23 protein-coding genes are annotated in these 26,861 nt (G+C 61.3%); 6 read left to right on the forward strand and 17 right to left on the reverse strand.

Going from position 1 to position 26,861, the window contains the following annotated elements:
- Window positions 1-129 precede the first annotated feature (129 nt).
- Window positions 130-336, forward strand: a complete 207-nt coding sequence (locus ABVN19_RS13705; protein WP_084168021.1) for a hypothetical protein — start codon at window positions 130-132, stop codon at window positions 334-336.
- An 11-nt stretch (window positions 337-347) separates the two neighbouring features.
- Here ABVN19_RS13705 and ABVN19_RS13710 read toward each other — a convergent pair whose 3' ends face one another.
- The 15 genes from ABVN19_RS13710 to ABVN19_RS13780 all read right to left on the reverse strand — a co-directional run bounded on the left by ABVN19_RS13710 (window position 348) and on the right by ABVN19_RS13780 (window position 20,271).
- Window positions 348-563, reverse strand: a complete 216-nt coding sequence (locus ABVN19_RS13710) for a hypothetical protein (protein ID WP_105642789.1) — start codon at window positions 561-563, stop codon at window positions 348-350.
- Window positions 564-678: 115 nt separating this feature from the next.
- Window positions 679-2,286, reverse strand: coding sequence for a methyl-accepting chemotaxis protein (locus ABVN19_RS13715; RefSeq protein ID WP_105642788.1), 1,608 nt, complete (start codon window positions 2,284-2,286; stop codon window positions 679-681).
- A 166-nt stretch (window positions 2,287-2,452) separates the two neighbouring features.
- Complete coding sequence (locus ABVN19_RS13720) at window positions 2,453-2,857, reverse strand: TraR/DksA C4-type zinc finger protein (RefSeq protein WP_028945272.1); 405 nt, start codon at window positions 2,855-2,857, stop codon at window positions 2,453-2,455.
- 306 nt (window positions 2,858-3,163) lie between these two features.
- On the reverse strand, window positions 3,164-4,831 hold the full coding sequence (locus tag ABVN19_RS13725) for a hybrid sensor histidine kinase/response regulator (RefSeq protein WP_028945273.1): 1,668 nt from the start codon (window positions 4,829-4,831) through the stop codon (window positions 3,164-3,166).
- Window positions 4,815-5,978 (reverse strand): alcohol dehydrogenase-like regulatory protein ErcA, encoded by a 1,164-nt coding sequence (ercA, locus tag ABVN19_RS13730; RefSeq protein WP_028945274.1) that lies wholly within the window; start codon window positions 5,976-5,978, stop codon window positions 4,815-4,817. The genes ABVN19_RS13725 and ercA overlap by 17 nt, the downstream gene beginning before the upstream one ends.
- Before the next feature lie 128 nt (window positions 5,979-6,106).
- Window positions 6,107-6,178 carry a pyrroloquinoline quinone precursor peptide PqqA gene (gene pqqA, locus ABVN19_RS13735; protein ID WP_009394664.1) on the reverse strand — a complete coding sequence of 24 codons (72 nt, stop codon included), beginning with the start codon at window positions 6,176-6,178 and terminating at the stop codon, window positions 6,107-6,109.
- A 110-nt stretch (window positions 6,179-6,288) separates the two neighbouring features.
- Window positions 6,289-7,809: an aldehyde dehydrogenase family protein gene (locus tag ABVN19_RS13740; RefSeq protein WP_028945275.1), complete on the reverse strand. Its 1,521-nt coding sequence runs from the start codon at window positions 7,807-7,809 to the stop codon at window positions 6,289-6,291.
- Between the two features lie 164 nt (window positions 7,810-7,973).
- The gene (locus tag ABVN19_RS13745; RefSeq protein WP_353632754.1) at window positions 7,974-11,867 is read right to left on the reverse strand and encodes a DUF6543 domain-containing protein; all 3,894 of its coding nucleotides are present in this window, start codon (window positions 11,865-11,867) and stop codon (window positions 7,974-7,976) included.
- A gap of 765 nt (window positions 11,868-12,632) precedes the next feature.
- Window positions 12,633-13,406: an enoyl-CoA hydratase gene (locus tag ABVN19_RS13750; protein ID WP_105642786.1), complete on the reverse strand. Its 774-nt coding sequence runs from the start codon at window positions 13,404-13,406 to the stop codon at window positions 12,633-12,635.
- Window positions 13,407-13,420: 14 nt separating this feature from the next.
- Window positions 13,421-14,548 carry an acyl-CoA dehydrogenase gene (locus ABVN19_RS13755; RefSeq protein WP_028945277.1) on the reverse strand — a complete coding sequence of 376 codons (1,128 nt, stop codon included), beginning with the start codon at window positions 14,546-14,548 and terminating at the stop codon, window positions 13,421-13,423.
- Between the two features lie 8 nt (window positions 14,549-14,556).
- Window positions 14,557-15,750 (reverse strand): acetyl-CoA C-acyltransferase, encoded by a 1,194-nt coding sequence (locus ABVN19_RS13760; RefSeq protein WP_028945278.1) that lies wholly within the window; start codon window positions 15,748-15,750, stop codon window positions 14,557-14,559.
- A 19-nt stretch (window positions 15,751-15,769) separates the two neighbouring features.
- The gene (locus ABVN19_RS13765; protein ID WP_028945279.1) at window positions 15,770-16,537 is read right to left on the reverse strand and encodes an SDR family NAD(P)-dependent oxidoreductase; all 768 of its coding nucleotides are present in this window, start codon (window positions 16,535-16,537) and stop codon (window positions 15,770-15,772) included.
- A gap of 12 nt (window positions 16,538-16,549) precedes the next feature.
- The gene (locus ABVN19_RS13770) at window positions 16,550-18,202 is read right to left on the reverse strand and encodes an acyl-CoA synthetase (RefSeq protein WP_105642785.1); all 1,653 of its coding nucleotides are present in this window, start codon (window positions 18,200-18,202) and stop codon (window positions 16,550-16,552) included.
- Window positions 18,203-18,292: 90 nt separating this feature from the next.
- Window positions 18,293-19,333 carry an AraC family transcriptional regulator gene (locus tag ABVN19_RS13775; protein ID WP_028945281.1) on the reverse strand — a complete coding sequence of 347 codons (1,041 nt, stop codon included), beginning with the start codon at window positions 19,331-19,333 and terminating at the stop codon, window positions 18,293-18,295.
- A 74-nt stretch (window positions 19,334-19,407) separates the two neighbouring features.
- Entirely contained in the window at window positions 19,408-20,271 is an 864-nt protein-coding gene (locus ABVN19_RS13780) for a LysR substrate-binding domain-containing protein (protein ID WP_028945282.1), read from the reverse strand.
- A 112-nt stretch (window positions 20,272-20,383) separates the two neighbouring features.
- Between ABVN19_RS13780 and ABVN19_RS13785 the strand changes: the two genes are divergently transcribed.
- From ABVN19_RS13785 to ABVN19_RS13800, 4 genes are all read left to right on the forward strand, one after another.
- The gene (locus tag ABVN19_RS13785; RefSeq protein ID WP_028945283.1) at window positions 20,384-21,490 is read left to right on the forward strand and encodes a 2-aminoethylphosphonate--pyruvate transaminase; all 1,107 of its coding nucleotides are present in this window, start codon (window positions 20,384-20,386) and stop codon (window positions 21,488-21,490) included.
- Window positions 21,491-21,540: 50 nt separating this feature from the next.
- Window positions 21,541-22,368, forward strand: a complete 828-nt coding sequence (phnX, locus tag ABVN19_RS13790) for a phosphonoacetaldehyde hydrolase (protein ID WP_028945284.1) — start codon at window positions 21,541-21,543, stop codon at window positions 22,366-22,368.
- A gap of 345 nt (window positions 22,369-22,713) precedes the next feature.
- Window positions 22,714-23,178, forward strand: coding sequence for a DUF6543 domain-containing protein (locus ABVN19_RS13795; RefSeq protein ID WP_028945285.1), 465 nt, complete (start codon window positions 22,714-22,716; stop codon window positions 23,176-23,178).
- A gap of 20 nt (window positions 23,179-23,198) precedes the next feature.
- Window positions 23,199-23,531, forward strand: coding sequence for an NEL domain-containing protein (locus ABVN19_RS13800; protein ID WP_256585949.1), 333 nt, complete (start codon window positions 23,199-23,201; stop codon window positions 23,529-23,531).
- A gap of 89 nt (window positions 23,532-23,620) precedes the next feature.
- Here ABVN19_RS13800 and ABVN19_RS13805 read toward each other — a convergent pair whose 3' ends face one another.
- Entirely contained in the window at window positions 23,621-24,175 is a 555-nt protein-coding gene (locus tag ABVN19_RS13805; protein WP_028945287.1) for an NAD(P)H-dependent oxidoreductase, read from the reverse strand.
- Between the two features lie 151 nt (window positions 24,176-24,326).
- Here ABVN19_RS13805 and ABVN19_RS13810 point away from each other — a divergent pair, with 151 nt between their 5' ends.
- A complete protein-coding gene (locus ABVN19_RS13810) occupies window positions 24,327-24,545 on the forward strand; it encodes a hypothetical protein (protein ID WP_028945288.1) in 219 nt (72 codons plus the stop codon).
- A gap of 6 nt (window positions 24,546-24,551) precedes the next feature.
- Here ABVN19_RS13810 and ABVN19_RS13815 read toward each other — a convergent pair whose 3' ends face one another.
- Window positions 24,552-26,807 carry an arginine/lysine/ornithine decarboxylase gene (locus tag ABVN19_RS13815; protein ID WP_028945289.1) on the reverse strand — a complete coding sequence of 752 codons (2,256 nt, stop codon included), beginning with the start codon at window positions 26,805-26,807 and terminating at the stop codon, window positions 24,552-24,554.
- Window positions 26,808-26,861: the final 54 nt, after the last annotated feature.

Genomic DNA, 26,861 nt, shown 5'->3' on the forward strand with positions numbered 1-26,861 from the left:
TCAGCAGAATTCCTCAATCAGAACAGCCATGTCTGACAGCACTAGCGCAATAAAAATGCGATAGATAAAGGCAGGCTCTTCAACAGAATGAGTGCCGGAAAATCATCCGCAATACACAGGGGAGTGAATATGCACGAAAACACCGATTTACGTCGAGAGCTCAATACCCATTCCTGTGCAGATTGTTCTACCACCACGGTGTCGACACCCCGCTACGTGGTGATCCCCGCCGGCAAGTCTTTTTTCCATGTCACCGAGCATGCCACTGGAAGAGTCAAGGGCTTCCGTCGTGAGCACAACCAGGCCTGTGCCCTGGCCCGCGACCTGGAAAGTTGATTGCCACGACCTCAGCCGGCCTGGCGCGCCACGACGGGTCGGCTGCCTGCATTCAATTGCTCAAGCCACGCCGCACGGCACTCCTGGGCTTCGGCGCGGCTGGCAAAGGCCGTACCACGGCGCTCGCCGTTGACCAGCACCACCCAGCACACTCGCTTGCCCAAGGCCTGCAGAGACGGGGGCACACCACTTCCAATCATCACAGCTACATCGACTTGGCTATGCATCATTCCCTCCGGAATTTATTAGCAACCTAACGATATAGCCATGATAAGGCCTGCACCGCTGCGGAAAAAGCTATCCACCGCATAGCTGTTTTGCATCAGCGGTAACAAAGCTGACTCAGTTAAATACCGCTTGCTGTGGTCGGTAGCCCAGCCGCAACCCGCCCCAATGACGTCCCTTGACCCGAATAGGTACCGACAAATCGTGCATCAACTCACCCGTGTCGCGCGTGTAGGTCTGTAACAGGACCGCCTGCTGATGGCTGCCGCAGCGAATGCCTGTGCGGTCGTCGAACTTGCGCTTGCTGCGATTGTGCGCGGTATCCACCGCCTCATCGCCGGTCAACGGCTGGTTGAATGCCATGTTATGGGTGGGGACGTAGCCTTGCTGGGTACAGGCGATGGCAAATACCAGCCCCTCATGCTGCTTCAGCAAGGGCTCCTGGATGGCGGGCAGGACCTGATCGGTGTAGCGGTCGAATCGCGTCTGGTAGCGCGCTGGCGAGGTACTCGCAATGCGCTGGTAATGACGATCGAACAGATCCTCCAGGCCGATTCGCCCCAAGGTAACATCGGCCTCGAACTGTGCCTCGATCTGCTGGGCCCCTTGCCGGGCCAGGTCATAGACCCGCTGGTGGTAATCGTCCAGGCCGACCTCGGCCAGTCGCTCGCTGATACTCTCTGCCTGGCCTTCCAGCTGCACCGCGGCCTGGGCCAGCCGCTGGGTTTGCTGGTCACTGGCCTGCAGATCACTGCGCATGCGTGCCACTGCCTCGAACAGGCTGTCCAGTTGGACCCGGTTGGTCTCGGTACCCTCGGCGATTTCGCCGATCTGCTGCTCCACCCCGGCAGCCAGGCTGGCAATGCTGTCCAACTGCTCACCGGTGTGCTCGACCTGGTCAACACCGCTGTGCAGGTCATCCGACAATGTGCGGATCTGCTCGACCACCTGGGCCGTACGCTCCTGAATGTCAGCGACCATCAGGCCGACCTCCTGCGTGGCACTGGCCGTGCGCCCGGCCAAGCCACGAACCTCATCGGCCACCACGGCAAAGCCACGACCGTGCTCCCCTGCCCTGGCCGCCTCGATGGCCGCGTTGAGCGCCAACAAATTGGTCTGGCTGGCAATGGACTGTATCACCAGGGTGACCCGGGCAATGTCTTCACTGCGCTGGTGCAAGGCCTCGATCAACTCGCGGCTGGCGCTGGCACGCGCGCTCAGCTGGTGCATCCGCTGGATCGACTCCGCCAGCACTTCGCGCCCACTGGCGCTGCTCTGGTGAGCGGTGCGCGCAGCAGCCAAAGCATGCTGGCTCAGTTGGGAGGTAGCCTTCTCGGTGCCGATCATGACTTCGGCACTGCTGACGATCTGCGCCGCAGCGTCCAGTTGCGACTGCAGCTTGCTCGCCAGCTGTTGCACTGAGAACGCCACACCCGCAGCCGACAGGGCGTTGTGGCTGGTGGTCCTGGCAAGGTCGCGTGTCAAGTCACCCAGTGGGTCGCTGTCAGCCTGGACAACTGCAAGGGGCTTGCGCAAGCGAGGAACCCACAAGGCCAACAATGCCAACGGCAAGCAGACATAGACTGACACCCCGGCAAACGCCATGGCCGCCAGTACCCCCGTCAGCACCAGGCTTTGCAGTAACAGCATCGACCAGGGCGCAGTACCACTCGACGCAACTTCAGGCTCCAGCAAGTCACCAGACAGCGATTCATTTCGCAGCATGTTCGAGCTCCAACGCGGCATGTTGTTATTGTACGGCCATTAAAAGCCACTATAACGCCATTATCCATGCTCCTTTCGGTGTACAGCCTTTACCCTTGATGCAGGACAACAAACGCAAAAACCCCGGGGAGCGATTCCCGGGGTTCTTGTTGGACACCTGTGTCTGTCAGGCTTGACGCTGGTGCTTGTCGATCTGCTCGTGACGCTCTTGAGCTTCGATGCAGTACTTGGTGGTCGGGCTGATCAGCAGACGCTTCAGGCCGATTGGCTCACCGCTGTCGTCACACCAGCCGAAGCTCTCGTCGGCAATACGGCCCAACGCCATTTCCAGTTGTGGCAGCAGACGCTGATCACGTTCGATCGCGTTCACCAACCAGTGGCGCTCTTCTTCGACCGAGGCGGCATCGGCAGGATCGGCAGGCGTATCCAGGCTTTCGATGGTTACACGGCTCTGCTCGATGCGCTCATGGGTCTCAACCTTCATCGACTGCAGCAGCGCGGTGAAGTAAGCCAGTTGCTCAGCGTTCATGTAATCATCGGCCGGCATGGCCAGCAACTTTTCCTTTGTCATTGATTTCTCTATAAAAAATACGTGCATTAAGGCGAATCGGGTGCTCCTGGCGAACAGCTCGCCAGCAGCGGAATTCTTCAAGCACCATCCGGCACTCAATTTACAGGGGGCGGCAGTCTACGGCCGAGATTCGCACTGGGCAACAGGAATGACGGTGCAATTGACCGAAAAGGCCCACAAGTGCTTCCCCTGGCGCGGGTTTATAACAAAAAAACTACCTGCGAGGCGCTTTCCTGGGGACAAACGGTGTATTGGCGGCAAAAAGCTTGTAACAAATTCTCGTCTGCCGCTGTAAGCAGGTTTCCCTCAACCCAGCAACTGGCTCAACACCGCGCGCAACTTGCCCGGCTTCACAGGTTTGTTCAGCAACGGTACACCGAGGCGCTGCATGGCCCGGCGACTCTGCTCGCTGCGGTCGGCGGTGATCATCACGGCAGCGATGCGCTGGCCGAAATGACCACGCAGGTCACGCACCACCTCGCACCCGGTCACCCCATGGTCGAGGTGAAAATCTGCCAGGATCAACTCCGGCACCTGTCCCGCAAGCACTGCCAGCGCTTCACTATAGTCAGCGGCGGTCACCACTTCACATCCCCACTGCTGCAACAGCGCCGCCATACTCTGCTGGATACTCGATTCGTTATCCAGCACCAGCAATCGCCGCCCCGGCAACGGATCACCAAGCGCAGCGTGCACGAAGGCCGTCGCAGCCGGGGCTTGTGGCAGGTACGGCGACAACGGCACCTCGATGCTGAACACCGAGCCACAGCCCGGCCAGGAGCGCACCTGAACCCGGCACTCGAGGATCCGCGCAATGCGCTCGACAATGGCCAAGCCCAGCCCTACCCCCTTGCGATCGGCAGCCCGGCCCACATCCAGTTGGTTGAACTCGAGAAAGATGGATTCGAGGCGATCGGCTGCAATGCCTCGCCCGGTGTCCCAGACCTCCAGCCGCACATGCGCGCCCTGTCGGCGGGCACCGAGCAGAATGTGCCCCTGTTCGGTGTAGCGGCAGGCGTTGCTGATGAAGTTGCGCAGAATTCGCGTCAACAGACGCAGGTCGGTACGAACGGCCAACCGGCCACTGCGAACCCGCAAGCCCAGGCCAGCAGCTTCGGCCACCGGCTGGAACTCCGAGGCCAGGGGAGCCAGCACTTCGTCCAGGCTGTAGAGATCCAGGTCCGGTTTGACTGCGGCCTGGTCCAGCCGGGAAATATCCAGCAGGTCGGTCAGCAAGTCTTCGGCGCCTTCCAGCGCCTGGTGCGCGCGCTCGACCAGCTGTTGCTCGGCAGCGGGCAAACTGCGCTCGCGCAGGGTGGAAATCAGCAACCGCGCGGCATTGAGCGGTTGCAACAGATCGTGGCTGGCGGCCGCCAGGTATTTGTCTTTGCTGCGATTGGCCGCCTGGGCGGCATCACGGGCCTCGATCAGTTCGTTGGTGCGCTCGGCGACCCGCTGCTCCAGTTGATCGTTGAGCTGCTGCAGGCGTTGCTGGGCCAGTTTGCGTTCGGTGATGTCAGCCACAAAGCCTTCCACCACACCCGGCTCGTCCGGACGCAGCAGCAGGTTCATCAGCACGTCGATATGGCTGCCGTCACGCCGGCGCAACTGGGTTTCATAGCCGATTAGCGCTTGCTCGCGTTGCAGTGCCTGGGCAATGGTCCGCAGTTCATCCTGGCCACCGGCGAACAGGTGGCTGGCCAGGTCCCGGCGCGAGAGCAACAGCGCAGGTGCGTCAGGGTAGCCCAACATACGTGCCAGCGCAGGGTTGGCGGCGCGCATGCCATCGACGAGGCTGGCCTGGAAAATGCCGTGCACAGCATGCTCGAACAACCATTTGTAGCGATTGCGCTCTGCTTCCAGTTCCTCCAGGCGTACGGCCAGCTCCGGATAATGACTTTTGCGTACGGTGTGATTGCTCAGCCCCAACAACCCAGCCAGCGCGTCACCCTGGAGGTCAGAGGGCCTCGCCATACACCACCTCGACGTCGCGCTGACTGGAACTGCGCGGGTTGGTGAGGATGCAGGGATCGCCCATGGCGTGCTGGGACAGGAACGGGATGTCGGTCATTCCCACCCCGTGCAGGCTCAAGGTTTCATGAAAGCCAACCGCATGTTTGAGAGCGATCAGGTGCTCGACCAGGCGCTGGCTGATCTGCTTGTGGTTAAGACCCCGGCAATCGATGCCCAAGGTCTGCGCGATCACTTTGAAGCGATCGGGTGCTGCGCTGTAGTTGAATGCCACCACATGCTCGACCAGCACCGCGTTGCACAGCCCATGGGGCAGGTCGAGAAAGCCTCCAAGGCTATGGGACATGGCATGTACCGCGCCAAGAATCGCATTGGAAAAGGCAAGCCCGGCCTGCATGCTGCCAAGCATGATTTTTTCCCGCAGGGCAATATCGCTCGGGTTGGCAATCATCTCCACCAGGTTACCGTTGATCAGGCGCATGGCTTCCAGCGCGTGAGGATCCGTCAAGGGGCCGTGACCGGTGGACACGAACGCTTCGATGGCATGCACCAGTGCATCGATACCGGTACAGGCCGACAGGAACGGGTCCATGCTCAGGGTGGTTTCCGGGTCGATCAACGACACGTCGGGCACCACCGCCTTGCTGACGATAGAGAACTTCATCCGCTCCTGCTGGTTGGAGATAATCACGAACTGCGACACGTCGGCGGAGGTGCCGGCCGTGGTGGGGATGAGGATCAATGGGGGGCTGGGCACACGGATGGTGTCGACACCTTCGAACTCGAGGATGTGGCGACCGTGGGCCACCACAATGCCGATGCCCTTGGCACAGTCCATCGGGCTGCCACCGCCGACGGCGACGATCACGTCGCACTGCTCACTGCGATAGCGCTCGGCACCGCTCATCACTTCCTCGACCCGCGGGTTGGGCGAGACCTCGGTGTACAGGCAGTAGTCAATGCCCTGCCCTTGCAGACTGGCCTCGATATCGGTTACCCAGCCAGCAGCGATCACGCCCGGGTCACTGACCAGCAGTACCTTGCGCGCGCCGAAGGTTCTGGCGTAGTTGGCCACATGATGCCGGCAACCGGCGCCAAAGATGATTTCCGGGGAAACGAATTTGCGCAACTGGCTCAATTTCGGGCTCATGCGAGGCCTGTATCGTTGTTGTAGTCGTAAGCGCCAGCCTACTGCATCCGGGTATGAATGCAATCAGGCCCGAAAGGGCCTGAAACGACAACGCCGGCTGCTGCAAACAACAACCGGCGCCAGAGGGATCAACGATTGGCGAAGTACATCGTCACTTCAAACCCGATACGCAGATCAGTGAACGCAGGCTTTTTCCACATAGGTCCATCCTCTAATGGCACCACAGGATTGCGGTGCTTCTATTAATACACCGTTGTCGGTACGGGTCGAATGCTACTTTGGAAGCGATTTGGTACAGCTACCCGGGCGATCAGAAGAACCCCAGCGGATTGATGTCGTAGCTGACCAGCAGGTTCTTGGTCTGCTGGTAGTGGTCGAGCATCATCTTATGGGTCTCGCGACCGACCCCGGATTTCTTGTAGCCACCGAACGCGGCGTGCGCCGGGTACAGGTGGTAACAGTTGGTCCACACACGGCCCGCCTTGATGCCCCGGCCCATGCGGTAGGCGCGATTGATATCGCGGGTCCACACCCCGGCGCCCAGCCCGAACTCGGTATCGTTGGCAATGGCCAATGCCTCGGCCTCGTCCTTGAAGGTGGTCACGCCCACCACCGGACCGAAGATCTCCTCCTGGAACACGCGCATCCGATTGTGCCCCTTGAGCAGGGTCGGCTGGATGTAATAACCCGTGGACAGGTCGCCGCCCAGTCGCTCGCAGTCGCCGCCAGCCAGCACTTGAGCGCCCTCTTCCTGGGCTATCTGCAGGTAGGAAAGAATCTTGTAGTACTGTTGCTCCGAGGCCTGGGCGCCCACCATGGTTTCGGTGTCCAGGGGGTTGCCGCGCTTGATCTGGCTGATTTTCTTCAGCACCTGCTCCATGAACGGCTCATAGATCGACTCTTGCACCAAGGCTCGTGACGGGCAGGTACAGACTTCTCCCTGGTTGAAAAAGGCCAGCACCAGGCCTTCAGCGGCTTTCTCGATGAACGCCGGCTCGGCCTGCATGATGTCCTCGAAGAAAATGTTCGGCGATTTCCCTCCCAGTTCCACCGTTGATGGAATGATGTTTTCGGCGGCGCACTTGAGAATATGCGCGCCCACCGGGGTGGAGCCGGTAAAGGCAATTTTGGCGATGCGCTTGCTGGTGGCCAGGGCTTCGCCAGCTTCGCGTCCAAAGCCCTGGACAATATTCAGTACACCCGGCGGCAGCAGGTCACCGACCAGCTCCGCAAACACCGTGATCGACAACGGCGTTTGCTCAGCCGGCTTCAGAACCACACAGTTACCCGCCGCCAGGGCCGGGGCCAGCTTCCAGGCCGCCATCAGCAGCGGGAAGTTCCACGGAATGATCTGCCCGACCACACCCAGCGGCTCGTGAAAGTGGTAGGCCGCGGTCATGTCGTTGATTTCGGCAGCGCTGCCCTCCTGGGCGCGAATGCAACCGGCAAAATAGCGAAAATGATCGGCAGCCAGCGGCACATCGGCATTGAGCGTCTCGCGGATGGCTTTGCCGTTGTCCCAGGTTTCGCTGATGGCCAGTACTTCAAGATGTGCTTCGATACGGTCGGCAATCTTCAGCAAGATGCGCGAACGCTCCTGGACCGACGTACGTCCCCAGGCATCGGCGGCGGCATGGGCAGCGTCCAGGGCACGCTCGATATCATCGGCGTTCGAGCGTGGGAACTCTGCAATCGGCTGGCCGTTGACCGGAGAACTATTGGTGAAGTACTGGCCACTGAGCGGCGCAACGAAATCACCGCCGATGTAATTGCCATAACGTGATTTGAAATTTGCAATTGCATCCGGCGTACCGGGGGCTGCATAGATCATGATGGGGCCTCTGCTGATCGAGGCCTGTCGCAACGACAGGCAGTGAGTCGATCTTATTCAGCGAGGCAGGCGGGACGAATCGGCCCTTGGCAGGGAACGACTACTCATTTGGTAGTAAGGCACAGGCCGGGGTAGCAAGGTTGCCTGCCACCCCGGCAACGCTGCTAAAGCCCCAGGAACAAGGCATCGGCGGAAGCCCTGTCGATCAGGCTGCGGTAGATCTGGATCACCACCTGGCTGTTCTGCTCGGCTTTCACTCGATACTGCCCACCATCAAATCGCTGTTCACGGGTTTTCAGGTGGGCTGCGGTAAAGTCACTGGCCGCCGTGTCCATGCTTGGGTAATGAAAGTGGGCATACCACAGGGGTTGCCCGGTTGTGTCGCTGATCACATATTCTTGCAGGTAGTCTTGAGGCCGGCCTGTGCGCCGTGCGCTCGGTTCACGTCCTTTGGGCCGGGTAATACTGATCTCACCCTGACGCTTGAGATAGACGAGGCGACCTACCGTCGGAGGTTGCGCCCTGGTGATCGAAATGCGCAATTCGCGCCCCAGGGCACGCATTGCCACCGCCTTGTCACTCAAGGCCTTGGCTTCGATCGCTGCGTCATGTTCCTGGGTAGCGCGGTCGACCTCGTTCACCGCGGTCAGGGCCTCTTCGATATCGTTGGCCAGCGCCTCCAATGGCGTCGCCTGCTGCACCAGAATCTCCTCCATTTCTACACCGATCGTTGCCGTTCGGGCCTGGCTCCGGGCCTGCAGCATCTGCCGCTCTGCGCCGGCCAAAAGTTTGCCGACACGTTTGAGCAGGTTGCCCAGACTTGCGCGGGGTGCCGCAGTTTGCACGGGTGTGGCGGGAGCGACAGGCTGCCAGACACCCGCTTCGCTGGACTCCTGATAAACCGCCAATTCGCTGTTCTCGATCGGATCAAGCACGACCACTGAATCCGGATTGCTGCCCGTCCCCACCCGCCGCTGACCAACCACCCCTCCTCGATTGCGCGTCTTGATCACTGCATGCCTGCTGTTCGCCCTTGGCTGGGCTGGCTCGCTTTCGCTGGATAACACGCGAATATGCCTGGCCAACTCGCCTTCGGCTTCCAGCAACATCCTTTGAAGCGAATGCACATACGCCTCGACCAAAGGTTTGGCGGCTTCACTCCTCGGCCCCGCTTGATAGTTACGCGCCACCTCCAAGGCAACGGCAAAGTTGCGAACGCTGCCATCGAGCACCTCAACGCGTTCCTGGCTCGTAAACGAGGTATCGCCTTCAAGCGTGGCCTGCATCTGCAGTGCAATACGTGACGACTTCACCGTATCCAGCAACTGCCACACTTCGCCTTGGTCGGCCTCCAGAATCAACACACCTTGCAGGCTGATCTCGCTGGATTGCCATGACCTGTAGGAGTTTGCTCTCCCAAGTTGCTCATCGATTTCGGCGATATTCTGCGGCCCCGTTGGTAATAAGCCGCGCAATTGTCGACGTACCTCACGAATGGCTTCAAAGCTCGCCAAAGCCTCTTTGATGAGTGCCTTGGCGTGACGGGACGCCTGGACAAACCGTTCACGCCTGCCCGCCACGCCATTGCCCCCCGCCTGCTGCAGCGGCGGCTCTTGCACGCTTGGCAGTGTACGTGCCCGCGTGACGCTATCGATAAACTGTAAGCGCAACATACGAACCAGATGGATTTGAGCACTCGCCAGTTCGAACAGATTGCTGGCGCGAGCCCGGTTGAAGTTGGCCTGGCTCTTCAGCTGGTTCAATGCCTGAAAACTTTCGTCGGCCTTGATCAACTGCTGACAGTGGTGACGTATGTCGTCGACATACGCCCGCAGGTGCTGCTCGCCTGGATGTTTGTCGAAGCCGAATTCCGCCTCGTTCCGAGCAAGCCGCGCAATTCGCGCCTCGCGTTCGATACTCAAACCAGCAAGCTCATGCTCCAATGCTGTCACCCGCTGCCGATTGGCTTCACGCATTTGCTCGATGCGCCGATTCAGCGGCATGCCACCCCGCAGGCGCAGCCCTAGGTCGAAGGCCCAGACGCCGGGCGTCTGCTGACGCAACCAGGGGCCCAACTGCCCTTGCCCGTCGACGATGCGTGTTCCATCTTCGGTGATCGCGACCTCATATACATTACTGTCGACGCTCGCCCACAGGTGATCGGCGTGCAGGTACAAACCCTGTCGCGGCCCGTGGGGCAGCGCCTCGCCCAATCGACCCAGGGTCAACTCAGCCTTGAACGGCTCCAGCGCCGTGCGCTGCGCACTGGTCAAGCCGGGCCTGGCCGACGACCAACTGAAATCCAGGCCCGCCAGTGACGCAGCGGAGGGCGAACTCGGCGCACGCTCGACAGCGTCATCGACAAGACGCATGGGCACTAACGTCTCGTTGTTCTCCGGCGCACGAGACGGTGCTTTCAACAGCGGCGGCTCGTTCCTGAACGTGAACAGTATCGACGCGACATTGAACAACAACACGGCCAGCCGCTCGCCGTCCTCCTGCGCCTCAGGTAACTGAAGTTCACTTTGCAGGCTGGCGAAAAACTGCAGCATCCAGGCGGAAACGGTCACAGGGCCATTGAAGAAGGGCAACAGGGTGTTGAACATCAGCCATCCCAATTCTTCATAAGCGATCCAGCGGTTCTCACTGTTGGATACCGACTGAGCCTCGGCCAGGGCAACCAACTCCCGCGCGCAAGAAAGGTACAGCTGTCCCAGCATATTTTCGCCCAGGGCCTCCTCGGCCAGGGTGGAAGGTGCAGAGACCTCGATGGGCGAGAATTCCGCACCTTGCGTGAATCGAACGATATGCGGTTGCTCGAATCCGCCTCTGGCATAAAGAGGCCGTGCATTTTCATCAAGGCGCGACAACACGTCATCCTGCAATGCCCCGCCGTCGTACAACGCCTCGCAAAACCCTTGTTCCGTGGTGAACTCGAGCAGCGGCTGTGGATGCAGCGAACGGTACAGCACACAGGGTCCGCCTTCGGACTTCCTGGCGTCGATCAAGTACGCATTCAGGGCGACATCCGCCTTGGCACCGGCGCGACGCCGGAACGCCAGCGGCCGCATCCGCGCCAACGCGACATGACCAGGCACAACGTCACAGATCGATTGCACCAGCTTGACGCCTCGAGAGGTAATGCCATCGGTCTTGCGCAGGTACTTCTCAAGTGCCAGCAGTGGCAGTTGCTCACGCACCTGATCAACGAACAACGTCTGGCGGGCAGCCCGCGCCGACGCATCATCGAGCAACTGCTGGCGTAGCAAGTCCGGATACGCTTTGCCAAGGTCCAGCCGGCTGACCAAGGTTTCAAGGTAGCCGCGCGTCAGCCAGTCGGGCACCGGGGCACCGTTGCGAGACTGCACCGTTACCGATCCTGCCCGCAATGCCGAGCGGTTCTCCAGCGCGAGCTGTGCCAGGCTCAAGCGCACTACCGTGACCGAACCCACCGGGTACAGGTTGCCGCCGCTACCCGCTGCAGCAGCGTCCACCCGTTCGTTGACCACCTCAAAGTCCTCGAGATTCAACCTCGCCGATTGCGGGTGATCGGCCAGAACTGCCGCGCGCACTGCGTCTTTTGCGTAGTCGAGGATCCCAGGTATGTCGAACAGGAATGATCTGCCCGCACCGCGTCGCTGCGCCCTGGCCAGTCGCACCAGGCCGCTGGCATAGGCGTGACGATCGGCGATACTGGACTGCTGCAGCCACAGGGGCAGTTGACGCTGATACAGCAGGCGGGTCTGACGCTGATTGACCGCACAGATATCGATCAGCGACGTGGCCTCATCCAGATACTGCATCAGCAGGTCCGGCAAGTCGGGATCGGTGCCTCGGGTCGCCTGCGCGATGCGCTCAATCAACACCAACAATTGCTCGAACAGCATCGTCACCTGTGCCTGGAACATTGGCCCAGCGATCTTGTGCAGGGTCAATGTAACAGGAGCGCCGTGCCGACTCCCGCGCAGGGCATTGACCAACGCCTCGCGCGATTCAAAACGGTGCAGCTTGCCCGCCAAGGTATAGACCAACACCATAGTGCGCTGCTGCTCGGGCACTGCTCGTTCGATCAGCAGCGCACTGGCCCATTCCGGTTCCAGCGCCTGGGTCGTTGTTGCATCGGCGTTGAGCAGCCATACCGTGACATCGGCCATGTTGTCCAGCTGCGCACGCTGCGCCGCCTCCGGGAACGCAGCCACGGCCTTGGCCGTGACAGCCTCGAAGGCGCTGAGCGTACCTGCACTCAGTTCAAGATCGCAGTCCGTCACGAACTGGTTATGCAGGTAATTCACCAGCCATCCCCAAGGACTGTTTGGTCGATCCCCGCGATAGCTCCAGAACTCAGCGAGCACCCGCTTGTACTCATCGAGCAGGAATGGGCCGCACTCGTCGAGCAACGTCTGGACCTGGTACAGGTCGACGTCCGTGGCGCTCGGAGTTTGTGATGCGCGGTCCGTGCTGAGCAGATCGACACCCGCGGTGAGGTTGAGACTGGATGCCTGACAGTAACGAACGATCAAGGCATCGGCCAGGCTGCCGAGGCGCCAGCCCTGCCCGGGCACCCTACGGTACAGCGTCAGGGTAGAGGGCGCGGGACCCTTGATACCGCGCTCGCGCCATTGCTGCTCGATGATCTGCGCAGCAACGCTTCGCAGTGAGGGTCGCAGAGCGAAGTGCCGGGCAATCGGACCGCAGAGTTTGGCACTCAGGGCCATCTGCCCGAGGGGGGATGGGATCAGCGTCATGAGCGAGCTTCCTGTTGTTGAAAGGAAGCTGTATCTCAACGCTACCCACCCTCACCCGGGTGGTACATGATGCTACGCTCAGCGGTCCTTGAACTGCGGTTCGCGCTTGGCGATGAACGCGGCCATACCCTCTTTCTGGTCTTCGGTGGCGAAGGCAGCATGGAACACCCGGCGCTCGAAACGCACGCCTTCGGCGAGGTTGACCTCAAAGGCACGGTTGACGCTTTCCTTGACCATCATGGTCATCGGGATCGACTTGCTGGCGATGGTCGCGGCTACCTTCAATGCCTCTTCCAGCAGCTCGGCCTGCGGCACCACGCGAGCCACCAGGCCAGCGCGCTCAGCCTCTTCGGCGCCCATCAGGCGACCGCTCAAGCACAGTTCCATGGCCTTGGCCTTGCCCACCGCACGGGTCAGGCGCTGGGTGCCGCCCATGCCCGGCAGCACGCCGAGGTTGATCTCGGGCTGGCCGAACTTGGCGTTGTCAGCCGCCAGGATGAAGTCGCACATCATGGCCAGTTCACAGCCACCACCCAGAGCAAAACCGGACACGGCAGCGATGATCGGCTTGCGACGGTTGGCGATGCGGTCAGCATCGCTGAACAGGTCATCGACGTAGATCTGCGGGTAACGCAAGTCGGCCATTTCCTTGATGTCGGCGCCTGCGGCAAAGGCTTTGGCCGAACCTGTCAGCACCACACAACCGATGTTCGGGTCGGCTTCGAGCTGGTCCAGCGCCTGGTTGATCTCGCCAACTATCTGCGCGTTGAGCGCATTGAGCGCCTGCGGGCGATTGAGGGTGATCAGGCCGACCTTGCCGTGGATGTCCAACAGAATGGTTTCAAAACTCATGCAAGCTGCTCCGTTCAAAGATTGCGCGCAATGACCATGCGCTGAATATCGCTGGTGCCTTCGTAGATCTGGCAGACCCGCACATCGCGGTAAATGCGCTCCAGCGGAAAGTCACTCAGATAGCCATAACCGCCCAGGGTCTGCAAGGCATCCGAACAGACCTTTTCGGCCATTTCCGAGGCAAAAAGCTTGGCCATCGACGCTTCGACCAATGCCGGACGCCCGGCATCACGCAGCGCAGCGGCGTGCTGGACCATCTGCCGGGCCACCGCCACACGGGTGGCCATGTCGGCCAGGCGGAAGGCCACCGCCTGGTGTTCGATCAGCGGCTTGCCGAAGCTCTGGCGCTCGCGGGCATAGTCGCGGGCCACTTCAAAGGCGGCCCGGGCCATGCCCACCGATTGCGATGCAATACCGATGCGCCCCCCTTCAAGGTTTGCCAAAGCGATCTTGTAGCCTTCGCCCTCCTCGCCGAGGCGGTTGGCCACCGGCACACGTACATCGTCAAAAACGATCTGGCAGGTGTCGGAGGCGTGCTGGCCGAGCTTGTCTTCAACCCGTGCCACCTGGTAACCCGGTGAATCGGTCGGCACGATGAAGGCACTGATGCCGCGCTTGCCGGCGGCCGGGTCAGTGACGGCAAACACGATCACCACCCCGGCGTTCTGCCCCGAGGTGATGAACTGCTTGCAACCATTGAGCACATAGTGATCGCCGTCGAGGCGGGCACGCGTCTTCAGGCTGCTGGCATCGGAGCCGGCCTGGGGTTCGGTCAGCGCGAAGGCACCGAGCATCTGGCCGCTGGCCAGTGGCACGAGGAACTGCTGTTTTTGCGCGTCGCTGCCAAACTTGAGGATCGGCACGCAGCCCACCGAGTTGTGGACGCTCATGATGGTCGAGCAAGCGCCATCGCCGGCGGCGATTTCTTCCAGGGCCATGGCATAGGCCACGTAGCCCGTGTCACTGCCGCCCCACTGCTCCGGCACCAGCATGCCGAACAGGCCCAGTTCGGCCATTTCCCCGATCGCTTCCTTGGGGAAGCGGTGCTCACGGTCCCACTGCTCGGCGAAAGGGCGCAGGCGCTCCTGGGCGAACTGGCGGACGGCGTCGCTGATTTGCTGTTGTTCGTCGTTAACTAGCATGGTGCACCTCAATACAGACACTCGACCGCCATGGCCGTCGCTTCACCGCCGCCTATGCAGATGGCGGCCACGCCACGGCGCAGGCCTTTCTGGCGCAAGGCAGCCAGCAGGGTGACGAGAATTCGTGCGCCCGAGGCGCCGATCGGATGGCCCAGGGCACACGCGCCGCCATGCACGTTGACCTTGTCGTGGGGCAGGTCCAGGTGCTTCATGGCCGCCAGGGTGACCACGGCAAAGGCTTCGTTGATCTCGAACAGATCGACCTCGGCCAGGTTCCAGCCGGTGCGTTTGATCAGCTTGTCGATAGCGCCGATCGGTGCGGTGGGAAATAGCGCCGGGGTGGCGGCGAACGCGGCGTGGCCGTGGATTACAGCCAGTGGCTTGAGCCCCTGTTTTTCGGCCTGCGAGCGGCGCATCAGCACCAGTGCCGCGGCACCGTCGGAGATAGAACTGGCGTTGGCCGCCGTGACCGTACCGCCATCACGGAAGGCGGGCTTGAGCTGAGGAATCTTGTCCAGGCGAGCCTTGGGCGGCTGCTCGTCGTCGCTGATCAGGCGCTGTTCCTTGCCCACGGTCACTTCGACCGGAACGATCTCGCTGGCAAAGCTGCCATCCTTGATTGCCTGTTGCGCACGGGTCAGCGAGGCGATGGCGAAATCATCCTGCTGCTGGCGGGTGAAGCCATTGTGCTCGGCGCAGTCCTCGGCAAAAGTGCCCATCAGGCGACCCTTGTCGTAGGCATCTTCCAGGCCGTCGAAAAACATGTGGTCGATGATCTTGCCGTGGCCCATGCGGTAGCCGCTACGGGCCTTGTCAAGCAGATACGGTGCGTTGGACATGCTTTCCATGCCGCCGGCCACTACCACATCGGCGCTGCCGGCCAGCAGCAGGTCATGGGCCATGATGGCCGCCTGCATACCCGAGCCGCACATCTTGTTCAAGGTGGTGCAGGTGGTGCCCTTGTTCAGGCCTGCGCCCAGGGCAGCCTGGCGCGCAGGCGCCTGGCCAAGGCCTGCGGCCAGAACGCAGCCGAACAGTACCTGTTCGACGCTGTCAGGGGTTACGCCAGCACGCTCGACGGCAGCGCGAATGGCCACGGCGCCCAATTGCGGCGCGGTGAGGCTTTTCAGGTCGCCCTGCAGTCCCCCCATTGGGGTGCGCACGGCGCTGACGATGACGATCGGATCGTTGGCAAGGGTCATGATTTCAGTCCTCCTGCAGTTATTTGGCGGCCATGCGCAAGGCACCGTCGAGACGGATCACCTCGCCATTGAGCATGCTGTTTTCGATGATATGACGGGCCAGTGCCGCATATTCCTGCGGGCGGCCCAGGCGTGGCGGGAACGGCACGCCAGCGGCCAGTGAATCGCGCACTTCCTGGGTCATGCCGGCCATCATCGGGGTTTCAAAAATCCCGGGGGCGATGGTCATGACGCGGATGCCGAAGCGTGCCAGTTCGCGTGCTGCGGGCAGGGTCAGGCTGGCAATCGCACCCTTGGACGCGGCATAGGCGGCCTGGCCGATCTGGCCGTCGTAGGCGGCGATCGAAGCGGTATTGATGATCACCCCGCGCTCACCTTCGCTGCTGGCCTCCCCTTCTGCCATGGCCGCGGCGGCCAGGCGCAACAGGTTGAAGCTGCCGATCAGGTTGACGTTGATCACCCGGCTGAAGCTTTCCAGGCCATGGGGGCCATTCTTGCCCAGCACCTTCTCGGCGCCGACGATGCCGGCGCAGTTGATCAGGCCGTGCAGGCTGCCGAATGCAGTCACTGCGGCATCGACAGCAGCCTTGGCGGCAGCCTCCTGGCTGATATCGGCGACTGCAAAGCGGGCGTTCGGCCCCAGTTCCTGAGCCTTGGCGGCAACGGCTTCGGCGTTGAGGTCGACCAGCATCACCTGGGCGCCGGCCTCGATAAGCATCTGCGCGGTAGCAGCGCCCAGGCCCGAGGCCGCGCCGCTGACAATGAAGTTCTTGTTGGCGATCTGCATGATGTTCGTTCCTCAGGCGCTGGCGGTCTGGGCCAGCGCAGCTTGTTGTTTGGCGATTTCCTGGTTGCGCAGGATAAAGCGCTGCAGCTTGCCGCTCGGGGTCTTGGGCAGCTCGCTGACGAATTCGATCTCCCGTGGGTAGGCATGGGCATAGAGGCGTTGGCGCACGTGCTGTTTCAGCGCTTCGGCCAGCGCTTCGCTAGGCTTCTGGCCGCTGCCCAACACGACGAACGCCTTGATCAGCTCGGTACGCTCAGGGTCTGGTTTACCCACCACCGCCGCCTCGATCACCGCTGGGTGCTCGATCAGCGCACTCTCGACATCGAAAGGCCCAACCCGGTACCCGGAGGTGGTGATCACATCGTCACTGCGACCGACAAAGCTGATACTGCCATCGGTGTTGAGCTCGACGGTGTCGCCGCTCAGGTAGTACTTGCCGACGAAAGACTTGGTCGGCAGGCCGTGATAACCCCCGAACCAGCACAGCGGCGACTGCTCGCGGTCGACCGCCAGAATGCCCGGCTGCCCCGCGGGCAGTTCGTTGTGTTGCTCATCGAGCACGACGATTCGGTGCCCGGGGATGGCAAAGCCGGCCGACCCCAGGTGTACCGGATGCGCCAGGCCATGGTGGTTGCACAGCACCATGCCCAGTTCAGTCTGGCCGTAATGGTCGTGGATGGTCACGCCAAGCTCATCGGCGAACCAGCGGATCACTTCCGGGTTCAGCGGTTCGCCGGCGCTGCTGACCACCCGCAGGCGGCCCTTGATGGGCGCGCTGAACTCGCCGCCGGCGGCAATCAGCAAGCGGTAGGCGGTAGGCGATCCGGCCAGGTTGGTGATGGCGTATTTGTTGATGACTCGGCAGGTGCTATCGACGCTGAACGGGCCATCGAAAAAGGTCGTGGAATGCCCCAGCGCCAGCGGGCCGGTTACCGCGTAATAAAGACCGTAGGCCCAACCCGGATCGGCCAGGTTCCAGAAGTTGTCTTCGGGGCGTAGGTCGATGGCATCGCGCATGTAGCCCTGGAAGGCGACAATGGCGCGCAACGGTACTTCCAGCGGCTTGGCCGGGCCCGTGGTGCCTGAAGTGAACATCAGCAGGAACGGTGCATCGCACCCCAGCAGCACAGGCTCGCAGTGATTGCTGGCGGCATTGAGTTCGGTATGGAAATCCAGGTCGCTGGCGCCGGCCTGGGCACCGACGCAGATGATCGTCGGACAGCCATGCACGTCATCTAGCTTACTGCGGTTGAGCGGCTCGGTGACCACCACTCTGGCCCCGGACTGCTCCAGGCGGTGCTCGATAGCCTTGGGCCCGAAGGCGGTGAACAGGGGTTGATAGACCGCACCCAGGCGCCAGGTGGCGAGCACGGTTACCAGCAACTCGACAGTACGCGGCATCAAGCCTGCAACCCGATCGCCAGCGCCAACGCCTTGCGCCTTGAGCACATTGGCCAGGCGCGCGGCGGCCTCCTGCAATTGCTCGAAACTGTACTGCGCGCTGTCGCCCTCGCGGTTTTCACAGTTGAGCGCTATGCGGTGGTCGCCGACATGCCGGTCACAGCACTCGACACAGGCATTGAGTGCTTCCAGGCTGCCCTGCAGTACAGCTGCAGCGGTCTGCTGATAGTTGAAACCCTTCGCTGCGCCGCGGTAATCACGCATCGCCAGACTCCTCGTTTCTTATTGTTGGAATAAAACGAATGATCTGGAGATAGTCGCGCTAGCGCCGGGGCAGGACAATGGCCAAAGCTGTCAATCTGGATGACTGGTTTGGCGCTCGGGCTGGTCTTGGCCGATCAACGTGCGGTAATGACCCGGGTTGCAGCCGTACCATTTGCGAAAGGCCTTGTAGAACGAACTGCTGTCGGCAAACCCCAGGCGGTCGGCAATTTCGGCAAAGCTCACCTGGTCTTCGGCCAGCCAGGCGATGGCCAACTCCTTGCGCACACTGTCCTTGAGCCCTTGGTAGGTCTGGCCTTCTTCAGCCAGGCGCCGGCGCAGGGTCGAGGCCGAGATGCACAGTTGCTGGGCCTGGCCTTCGGTCTCGGGCCACTCGCCTGCCGGCAGTTGGCGCAACGAAGCCTTGATGCGCCGGGCCAGGCTCGCAGGGTCGCGGTACTTCACCAGGATGTTGCCAGGTGCCTCGGCTAGGAACCGCTGCAGCTCCTCCGGGGTGCGCTTGAGCGGCAGGTCCAGGCAGTCGGCGGCAAAGATCATGCGCGTGCGTGGGCGTCCAAACTGCAGGTTTTCCGAGAACATTACCCGGTAATCGTCGCAGAACGGTGGCTCATCGCAGCGCAGTTCGATGGCCAGGATCGGAATCCGTCGCCCGGCCAGCCAGCAGGCCACACCGTGGACGATCATCCAGAAGGTGAAATAGGTGAAGGGTCGACGCGGCGCTTCCTGCGGTTCGCCAATGACGATTTCGGCCAGGCTTTGCTGACGCACCAGCACCGGCTGCAAGTGTTCGAGCATCAGCCCCAGAAACGCCAGGGCGGATTCGATTGCCGCGCCCAGGGTCGGCTGGGTCATCGAGGAACGGCAGAGGAAGGCCAGGCTACCGGTGCGCAGGCCACGCGGGTCCATGCAGAAGAACTCATCGTGACAACGGCGCGCCAGCAGGCGCCAGAGCTCTGCGTAGGCACTCGCCGGCACCCGGGCGCTGGCCTCGTGCAGCTGCGCCGGATCGATGCCGACGCGGCTGAGCATGGCCAGGCTCGGCGCGCCGGGGGCGCAAGTCTGCAACAGCGCTTCACGCACCAGTTGCATCGAGATGGTGTCTTTCTCCGCCATCAGCCGTCGTTCACCCTGCCTGTCTTTATGTGAGGGCCATCTTAGGGGCCCGCCCGGAAAATGCCAGCCCCGCCTCAAATGGCCGCGGCCAGGCTCAGGAACGCCTGGATCAGGCGCAGTTCACGACGCCGCTCCAGGCAGCCGAGCATGTGCTGGTTGACCAGGCCAGGCCCGACTATGGGCCGGGCGACCACCCGCGGGTCGTGGCTGATTTCAACCGAGGAGACTATGCCGATACCCAGCTCTGCCGCCACCGCCTCGGTCACCGCCTCGCGGCTGTCCAATTCGAGCAGCACCCGTGGCTGCACCTGGGCCTCGCTGCAAGCCTGATCGAACGTGCGCCGGGTGATCGAACTGGGCTCGCGCAGCACCATGATCTGCTGGTTCAGCGCACTGATCTGCAGCGCCCAAGGCTCCTTCGCCCACGGGTGGCCGGCAGGCAGCAAGGCACAGATCCGTGAGTCGCCAAGATTCTGCAAATGCAGCCCCTTACGAGGTTCCACTTCGGTCATGACCGCCACGTCGGCATGTTCGGACAACAGTGCAGCCAGGGTTTCCTGAGCATTGCCCAGGCGCAGGTTGACAGTAACCCCCGGGTAACGCGCGCGCAGCTTGGCCAGCATCGGCATGACCCGGTGCGGGCCGTCGGCGGCCACCTCCAGGCGCCCGGTGAGCAGCTGGCGATTGGCCTCGAGCATGGCTTGTGCTTCTTCAGCCAGGCCAAACATGGCGCGGGTGATCGCCGCCAGTCGAATCCCCTCCTCCGTCAGCTCGACCCGACGCGCGGTACGCCGCAACAGGGTGATCTGGTAGTGCTCCTCCAGCGCCTTGATATGCCCGGTGACGGCCGGCTGGCTGATGAACAAGCGGCTGGCCGCACGGGTAAAGCTGCCCTCACGGGCGACAGCATCGAAAGCGCGGAGCTGGAACAGGTTCATATCTATCAGCCTGACTTATGGTTGGCATAACAACAAACAATTTGATTGATGGCGCGCAGAATTGCAACTTAGGTCCCGTAGATTCAGCCCACCGCTTGTGAGGACCACCGGAATGAGTAACGCCCCAATCCTGCTGACCCCCGGCCCACTGACCACCTCAGCCCGCACCCGCCAAGCAATGATGGTGGACTGGGGCTCCTGGGATCGTGACTTCAACCAACTGACCGCCAGCCTGTGCGAGCAACTGCTGGCCATCGTCGGCGGCGCCGACAGCCACCACTGCGTCCCCTTGCAGGGCAGCGGAACCTTTGCCGTGGAAGCCGCAATCGGCACCCTGGTGCCCCGCGATGGCAAGGTCCTGGTACTGATCAACGGTGCGTACGGCCAGCGCCTGGCAAAGATCTGCAAGGTCCTGGGTCGCGCCTACAGCACCTTTGAAACCGCTGAAGACGAACCCACTACCGCCGCCGACGTCGACCGCTTGCTGGCCGCCGACAGCACCATCACCCACGTGGCGCTGATTCACTGCGAGACCAGCACCGGCATCCTCAATCCGCTGCCAGAGATTGCCCAGGTCATCGCCCGTCACAGCAAGCGCCTGATCATCGACGCCATGAGTTCCTTCGGCGCACTGCCGATCGATGCACGCGAAGTACCGTTCGACGCGCTGATCGCCGCCTCCGGCAAATGCCTTGAAGGTGTGCCGGGCATGGGCTTTGTTTTTGCCAACAAAGACTCGCTGGCCGCAGCCGAGGGCAACTCGCCGTCGCTGGCCATGGACCTGCAGGACCAACACGCCTACATGGCCAAGACCGGCCAATGGCGCTTCACCCCACCGACCCACGTGGTGGCGGCGTTGCACGAGGCCCTGCTGCAATACAACGAAGAAGGTGGCCTGCCGGCCCGTCACCAGCGCTATGCCAGCAACTGCAAGGCCCTGCTCGATGGGATGGCGGCCATTGGCCTGCGCAGTTTTCTGCCGGCCGAGATACAGGCTCCGATCATCGTCACCTTCCACGCCCCGACAGACCCGCGTTATCAGTTCAAGGACTTCTACGAACGGGTCAAGGCCAAGGGTTTCATCCTCTATCCAGGCAAGCTGACCCAGGTCGAAACCTTCCGCGTCGGTTGCATCGGCTGCGTCGGCCCGGATGGCATGCAGGCCGCGGTCAATGCCGTGGCCGAGGTACTGCGTGAAATGGAAGTGCTGGAAATCTGAAGTCTGCCCTTTACCTAACCTGCGAACCGACCCGCTCAAGGAATCTTCACATGAACTACAACAACCCGACTCAACTGCAAGCCGCCATCCTCGACTGGGCCGGCACCGTGGTCGACTTTGGCTCCTTTGCTCCGACCCAGATTTTCGTCGAGGCCTTCGCCGAATTCGACGTCGAAGTCTCCATCGAAGAAGCCCGTGGCCCGATGGGCATGGGCAAGTGGGACCACATCCGTACCCTGTGCGACCAACCGCAGATCGCCGAGCGTTATCGCAAGGTATTTGGTCGCACGCCGACCGACGATGACGTCACAGCCATCTACAACCGCTTCATGCCCCTGCAGATCGAAAAGATCGCCGTACACTCGGCGCTGATTCCGGGCGCCCTCGACACCTTGACCGGCTTGCGCAAGGATGGCCTGAAGATCGGTTCGTGCTCCGGCTACCCGAAAGTAGTGATGGACAAGGTGGTAGAACTGGCAGCGCAGAACGGCTACGTCGCCGACCATGTGGTCGCCACCGATGAAACGCCAAACGGCCGCCCGTGGCCGGCCCAGGCCCTGGCCAACGTGATTGCCCTGGGCATCGACGATGTCGCCGCGTGCGTGAAAGTCGACGACACCGTACCGGGCATTCTTGAAGGCCGCCGCGCGGGCATGTGGACCGTGGCGCTGGTGTGCTCGGGCAACGCCCTGGGCTTGACCTATGAAGGCTATCGCGCCCTGGCCTCGGACAAACTCGACAGCGAGCGCAAGCGCATCCATGCCCTGTTCGAAGGCTCGCGCCCGCACTACTTGATCGACACCATCAATGAGCTGCCGGAGGTGATTGCCGATATCAACCGTCGTCTGGCGCGCGGCGAAATGCCACAGGCGGTATAAGCGTTCTGACTGAGCAGCCATAAAAGAGCACGTAGCGCCTACTGGCCTACGTGCTCTTTTCATTTACCCGGCCATCATCACATTCAAATCATGCGGCGTTATGTATAGTCTGAATGCACTCAAGTATTAGATCGAGCCGATCGATCTACCCTGTATAAATTGAACTTTTTTCGTTGAGATCACGCCGCCATGCTCATAGACCCACTCAAGGAAGAAGGTTATTTAGCATGTCCACATCCAATGAGTTTCCTACACCCTCCACCGCACAATCCGGCAAAACCAATCCTCATTACGACTTGCTGAAATATTTCTCTACCGACTTGGCTCATCAATGCGCCGTCGGCAATGCACCAGGCACTTCGCCAGACCGCCCCTGAAATGCCAGCGTGGCTGGCTGTGGCACGACGCGAAAAGCCAGGCATTGTTCAGGCGCTTGTGGAGTCCTCTAGTCGCCATTACCAACTTGAACAGCAGATCAAAACCGTTCTCGCGCAACTGCCATCACCTGAAAACTATGCCGAGCCTTTACTCAAGGCGACGCTCAAAGAGCGCTTCGGCCTGGACGTCGATGTCCGCAACACCTCGCTGTTTCACGCCAGACGGGTAATCGACACCCAGTCCTTCCTTATGGCCTATCGGGAACCGCTTGTCGAGAAGTCCAAGGCCATAAATGCCGCCACTCAATCAGTACTGGTTTCAGCCTTACAAAACTTTGAAGACTGGGAAACCACGTCAGGGGGAATGACCGATAGCAGCGCTCGGATCGACGTGCCGTCGACTTCTAGCTACGTTGACCCGGCAAGCAAATAACCTGGCTTCTACCCCCCCAGCTGTATCAAGCCGCTGCCGACATACAGTCAGGTGAGCTGGATGCTGCCTTGAACCGTGTGCGCCAGGGGGAGAGCAGCCAGCCGTTCCTTGACTACGCCAGACATCGAGACTTTTGGGTCGGCTATTTTCGTGAAACGCATGCCGATCAGTTCAACGCGATGAAAGTCGCTTATGAGGCGCAGGTTCTGGAAGTTCACGAGCTGTATCCCGATGACAATCCAGACCCGACGTCGATGCGCATTATGGCGCTGGAGCACATTTACAAAAACAACGAGCGCAACTTGATCGAATCACTGACCAACCGCGCCGGATTGGAGCAGCCGCAACCATGAACAAACATCACGGGCACTGGCCGCCCAAGCCAGAAACCGGGGCGCCAGCCCTGGCTTCTGGTTCTTGAGCCCGCCCCAGGTTGAACGACTCAAGCCTGATGACGTTCGACCCATACTGCGTATTTATCGATGAAGCCCTGCAGGAATGGCCGGACTTTCTCCGACAGCTTGCCATTGTCATCGAACAGCGTCGCGGCCCCGCCGATATACGCCTCGGGCTGTTGCATGCAGGGGACATCAAGGAATACCAACGACTGGCGCAGGTGATGGTTGGCGCCAAAACCACCCACGGCGCCCGGCGACACGCTGATCACCGCCCCGGGCTTACCGCTCCAGGCACTTTGACCGTAGGGCCGCGACCCCACGTCTATGGCATTTTTCAAGACACCAGGCACTGAACGGTTGTACTCCGGCGTCACAAACAATACCGCGTCACTGGTGCGGACCTGTTCGCGAAAGGTCTTGTAGGCTGCCGGTGGATCGACATCGATATCTTCGTTGTAGAGCGGCAGGTCGCCGATCTCGACAATCGTCAACTTGAGGTTCGAGGGCGCAAGCTCTGCCAGCGCACGGGCGACCTTGCGATTGAACGACTCCTTGCGCAAACTGCCGACGACGACGGCTACCGAATACACCTGGCTCATGGCGATTTCCTGACGTGAAAGGTATTAGGAAGTTGTAGGTATAGATGATCCAATCCGGCGCTGAAGTTTTTTTCCCAATGGGCAAAACTTACCCGGTAAAACAGTGGTCTATGCCTGACAGATTCTCACTTCATCAGAGGTTGCACGGTAAATGACAGCAGTACTGGTCGGACAGTTTCATGCACGGGACGCAGAAGGCCGCATCTATCCCGTCCATGAGTTTCAGGAAGCCACCCTCGAAGCCGACGGTAGTGCCGCATCCCTGCCTATCACCACCTATAAATTGGCCATCGGCGACCGGGTCAACCACTTGGGCGAAGATCGCTTCGAATTGGCCCGCACAGGCGTGGAGATCATCCGCATCCCTTGAACGGCTTCAGGCCTTGATGCAATCGACGGTATAGACCCGCCCCTGTTCGCGGGTCTCGTGCTGCAGGCCATGCACATCGGCGACAAAACCCGGAAACCCCGTGTCAAAGGCTGCAGCAAAGGCCAGGTAATCAATGATCGCGTGCGTTGCCTCGGTAAAGCGCTCGCCGGGCATGATCAATGGAATGCCCGGGGGATAAGGCACCAGCATCACCGCGCAAATGCGCCCCAGCAGTTGATCGATCGGTACGGCTTCCACCTCCCCACGCACCAGCTTGTCGTAGGCATCTGCGGGCTTCATCACCACCTCCGGCAAACGGGTGAACAAACGCTTCAACTGCTTGGCGGTGGCGTTGCTGCGATAGCAGGCATGCAGTTGGTCGCACAGGTCACGCAACCCCAATCCCTGGTAACGCACGGGGTCCAGCTGGGCGACACAGGGCAGGCAGTCGAGCAGGTCGGTATTGGCGTCATAGCTGCGCTTGAATTCCAGAAGCTCGGTCAACAAGGTGCTCCACTTGCCCTTGGTGATGCCCATCGAGAAGAGCACCAGAAAGGTGTAGAGCCCGGTCTTCTCCACCACCAGCCCCCGTTCCCAGAGAAACTTGCTGACCACCGCGGCCGGAATACCGTGCTCGCTCAAGGCACCGCCAGCGCTGAGGCCGGGCATCACCAGGGTGACCTTGATCGGATCGAGCAGCACGTAGTCATCCCCGACATCGCCAAAGCCGTGCCATTCGGCCTGCGGCTGCAGCAGCCAGTCCGCGGTGCGCACCTGGTGCGCGCCTTCGACCTGCGGTGGCTGCCAGATACTGAACCACCAGTCATCAGTAGCGAGGTGCTCGCGCAGCTTGGCCATTGCCCGGCGAAACCCCAGCGCCTCATCGAACATTTCCTGTAGCAGCGAACGGCCAGCCGGGCCTTCCATCATGGCTGACGCCACATCCAGCGAGGCGAGGATGCTGTATTGCGGTGAGGTGGATATATGCATCATGAAGGCTTCGTTGAAGCGATCGCGGTCCAGTTGTCGGGCACCGCCGTCCTGCACATGAATCATCGAGGCTTGGCTGAAGGCTGCCAGCAGCTTGTGGGTCGAGTGAGTACTGAACACCAGGGGGCTGTCGGCGCTGCGTGAGGTACCCATGGCGAATCGACCGGCAAAGAATTCGTGAAACGCCGCATAGGCATACCAGGCCTCATCAAAATGCAGCACCTCGACGCTATTGCCGAGCACCTGCTTGATCAGCTCGGCGTTGTAGCACAGGCCGTCGTAGGTCGAGTTGGTCACCACCGCCATCTTGACCTTGGCAATGCGTCCCTTGGCCAAGGGGTTACCATCGATCTTGGCGCGAATGGAGTCGGGGCTGAACTCGCTCAGGGGAATCGGCCCGATGATGCCCAGTTCGTTGCGCTCCGGGCACAGGTACAAGGGGATGGCACCGGTCATGATGATCGCGTGGACCACCGACTTGTGGCAGTTGCGGTCCACCAGCACCAGGTCATCGCGCCCGACCATCGAGTGCCAGACGATCTTGTTGGCAGTTGAGGTGCCGTTGATCACAAAGAAGGTGTGATCGGCGCCAAAATTCTTTGCCGCCCGCGCTTCGGCTGCCGCCAAGGGACCGGTGTGGTCCAGCAGCGAACCCAGTTCAGGCACCGACACCGACAAGTCCGAGCGCAACGTGTTCTCACCAAAGAACTGATGGAACGCCAGGCCCACCGGGCTTTTCCGGTAGGCCACGCCACCACCGTGCCCCGGCGTGTGCCAGGAGTAGTTGGATTGCGCAGTGTGCTGCACCAGCGCCCTGAAAAATGGCGGCAGCAGCGCGTCCAGGTAGGTGTGTGCTGCGCGCGCCACCTGGCGGGCCAGGAAGGGGACGGTGTCCTCGAACAAGTAAAGAATGCCGCGTAGCTGGTTCAGCTCACTCATCACGTCGGCAGGGGCGTTTTCCAGTGTCACTTGCTCGCCCAGCGCGAAGATCGGCAAATGCGGCGCACGCAGCCGGGCCAGGCGAATCAGATCGACCAGGTTATGCAAGAGGTGGGGGTTTTCTTCGGCGCCTTCGGCAGCGATCAACATGCAGGCGAGGCCGTGATGACTAGATACGACCTGGCGGCCTTCGGCGTAGTCGGTGGCGGCAAGAATGGTGAAGCCGTCCTGGGCCAGCTCCTGGGCAATACCGCGGACACGCTCGCCGGCTACCGTATCGGCCTTGATATCGCGGTGAACGATCAGGACAGGAAACTTGAGGTCCTTGTACATGAGGGGGTGCCTGCTCCGAATGACGGGTCGGTCATTTCAGGGTAGAAGCTGGCT

The sequence above is a fragment of the Pseudomonas vranovensis genome (genome assembly GCF_040438935.1).
Classification (GTDB): domain Bacteria; phylum Pseudomonadota; class Gammaproteobacteria; order Pseudomonadales; family Pseudomonadaceae; genus Aquipseudomonas; species Aquipseudomonas vranovensis.

What these genes read in the sequence shown, in the direction of transcription:
- ABVN19_RS13765 (WP_028945279.1), bottom strand. Translation starts at nt 16,537, where the DNA reads ATGCAGATCGCCAACAAGAACTTCATTGTCAGCGGCGCGGCCTCGGGC.
- ABVN19_RS13795 (WP_028945285.1), top strand. Translation starts at nt 22,714, where the DNA reads ATGCACCAGGCACTTCGCCAGACCGCCCCTGAAATGCCAGCGTGGCTG.
- ABVN19_RS13810 (WP_028945288.1), top strand. Translation starts at nt 24,327, where the DNA reads ATGACAGCAGTACTGGTCGGACAGTTTCATGCACGGGACGCAGAAGGC.
- ABVN19_RS13710 (WP_105642789.1), bottom strand. Translation starts at nt 563, where the DNA reads ATGCATAGCCAAGTCGATGTAGCTGTGATGATTGGAAGTGGTGTGCCC.
- ercA (WP_028945274.1), bottom strand. Translation starts at nt 5,978, where the DNA reads ATGAGCCCGAAATTGAGCCAGTTGCGCAAATTCGTTTCCCCGGAAATC.
- ABVN19_RS13760 (WP_028945278.1), bottom strand. Translation starts at nt 15,750, where the DNA reads ATGACCCTTGCCAACGATCCGATCGTCATCGTCAGCGCCGTGCGCACC.
- ABVN19_RS13770 (WP_105642785.1), bottom strand. Translation starts at nt 18,202, where the DNA reads ATGCGTGATTACCGCGGCGCAGCGAAGGGTTTCAACTATCAGCAGACC.
- ABVN19_RS13750 (WP_105642786.1), bottom strand. Translation starts at nt 13,406, where the DNA reads ATGAGTTTTGAAACCATTCTGTTGGACATCCACGGCAAGGTCGGCCTG.
- phnX (WP_028945284.1), top strand. Translation starts at nt 21,541, where the DNA reads ATGAACTACAACAACCCGACTCAACTGCAAGCCGCCATCCTCGACTGG.
- ABVN19_RS13740 (WP_028945275.1), bottom strand. Translation starts at nt 7,809, where the DNA reads ATGATCTATGCAGCCCCCGGTACGCCGGATGCAATTGCAAATTTCAAA.
- ABVN19_RS13705 (WP_084168021.1), top strand. Translation starts at nt 130, where the DNA reads ATGCACGAAAACACCGATTTACGTCGAGAGCTCAATACCCATTCCTGT.
- ABVN19_RS13755 (WP_028945277.1), bottom strand. Translation starts at nt 14,548, where the DNA reads ATGCTAGTTAACGACGAACAACAGCAAATCAGCGACGCCGTCCGCCAG.
- ABVN19_RS13725 (WP_028945273.1), bottom strand. Translation starts at nt 4,831, where the DNA reads ATGGCGAGGCCCTCTGACCTCCAGGGTGACGCGCTGGCTGGGTTGTTG.
- ABVN19_RS13715 (WP_105642788.1), bottom strand. Translation starts at nt 2,286, where the DNA reads ATGCTGCGAAATGAATCGCTGTCTGGTGACTTGCTGGAGCCTGAAGTT.
- ABVN19_RS13780 (WP_028945282.1), bottom strand. Translation starts at nt 20,271, where the DNA reads ATGAACCTGTTCCAGCTCCGCGCTTTCGATGCTGTCGCCCGTGAGGGC.
- ABVN19_RS13805 (WP_028945287.1), bottom strand. Translation starts at nt 24,175, where the DNA reads ATGAGCCAGGTGTATTCGGTAGCCGTCGTCGTCGGCAGTTTGCGCAAG.
- ABVN19_RS13815 (WP_028945289.1), bottom strand. Translation starts at nt 26,807, where the DNA reads ATGTACAAGGACCTCAAGTTTCCTGTCCTGATCGTTCACCGCGATATC.
- ABVN19_RS13785 (WP_028945283.1), top strand. Translation starts at nt 20,384, where the DNA reads ATGAGTAACGCCCCAATCCTGCTGACCCCCGGCCCACTGACCACCTCA.
- ABVN19_RS13720 (WP_028945272.1), bottom strand. Translation starts at nt 2,857, where the DNA reads ATGACAAAGGAAAAGTTGCTGGCCATGCCGGCCGATGATTACATGAAC.
- ABVN19_RS13775 (WP_028945281.1), bottom strand. Translation starts at nt 19,333, where the DNA reads ATGGCGGAGAAAGACACCATCTCGATGCAACTGGTGCGTGAAGCGCTG.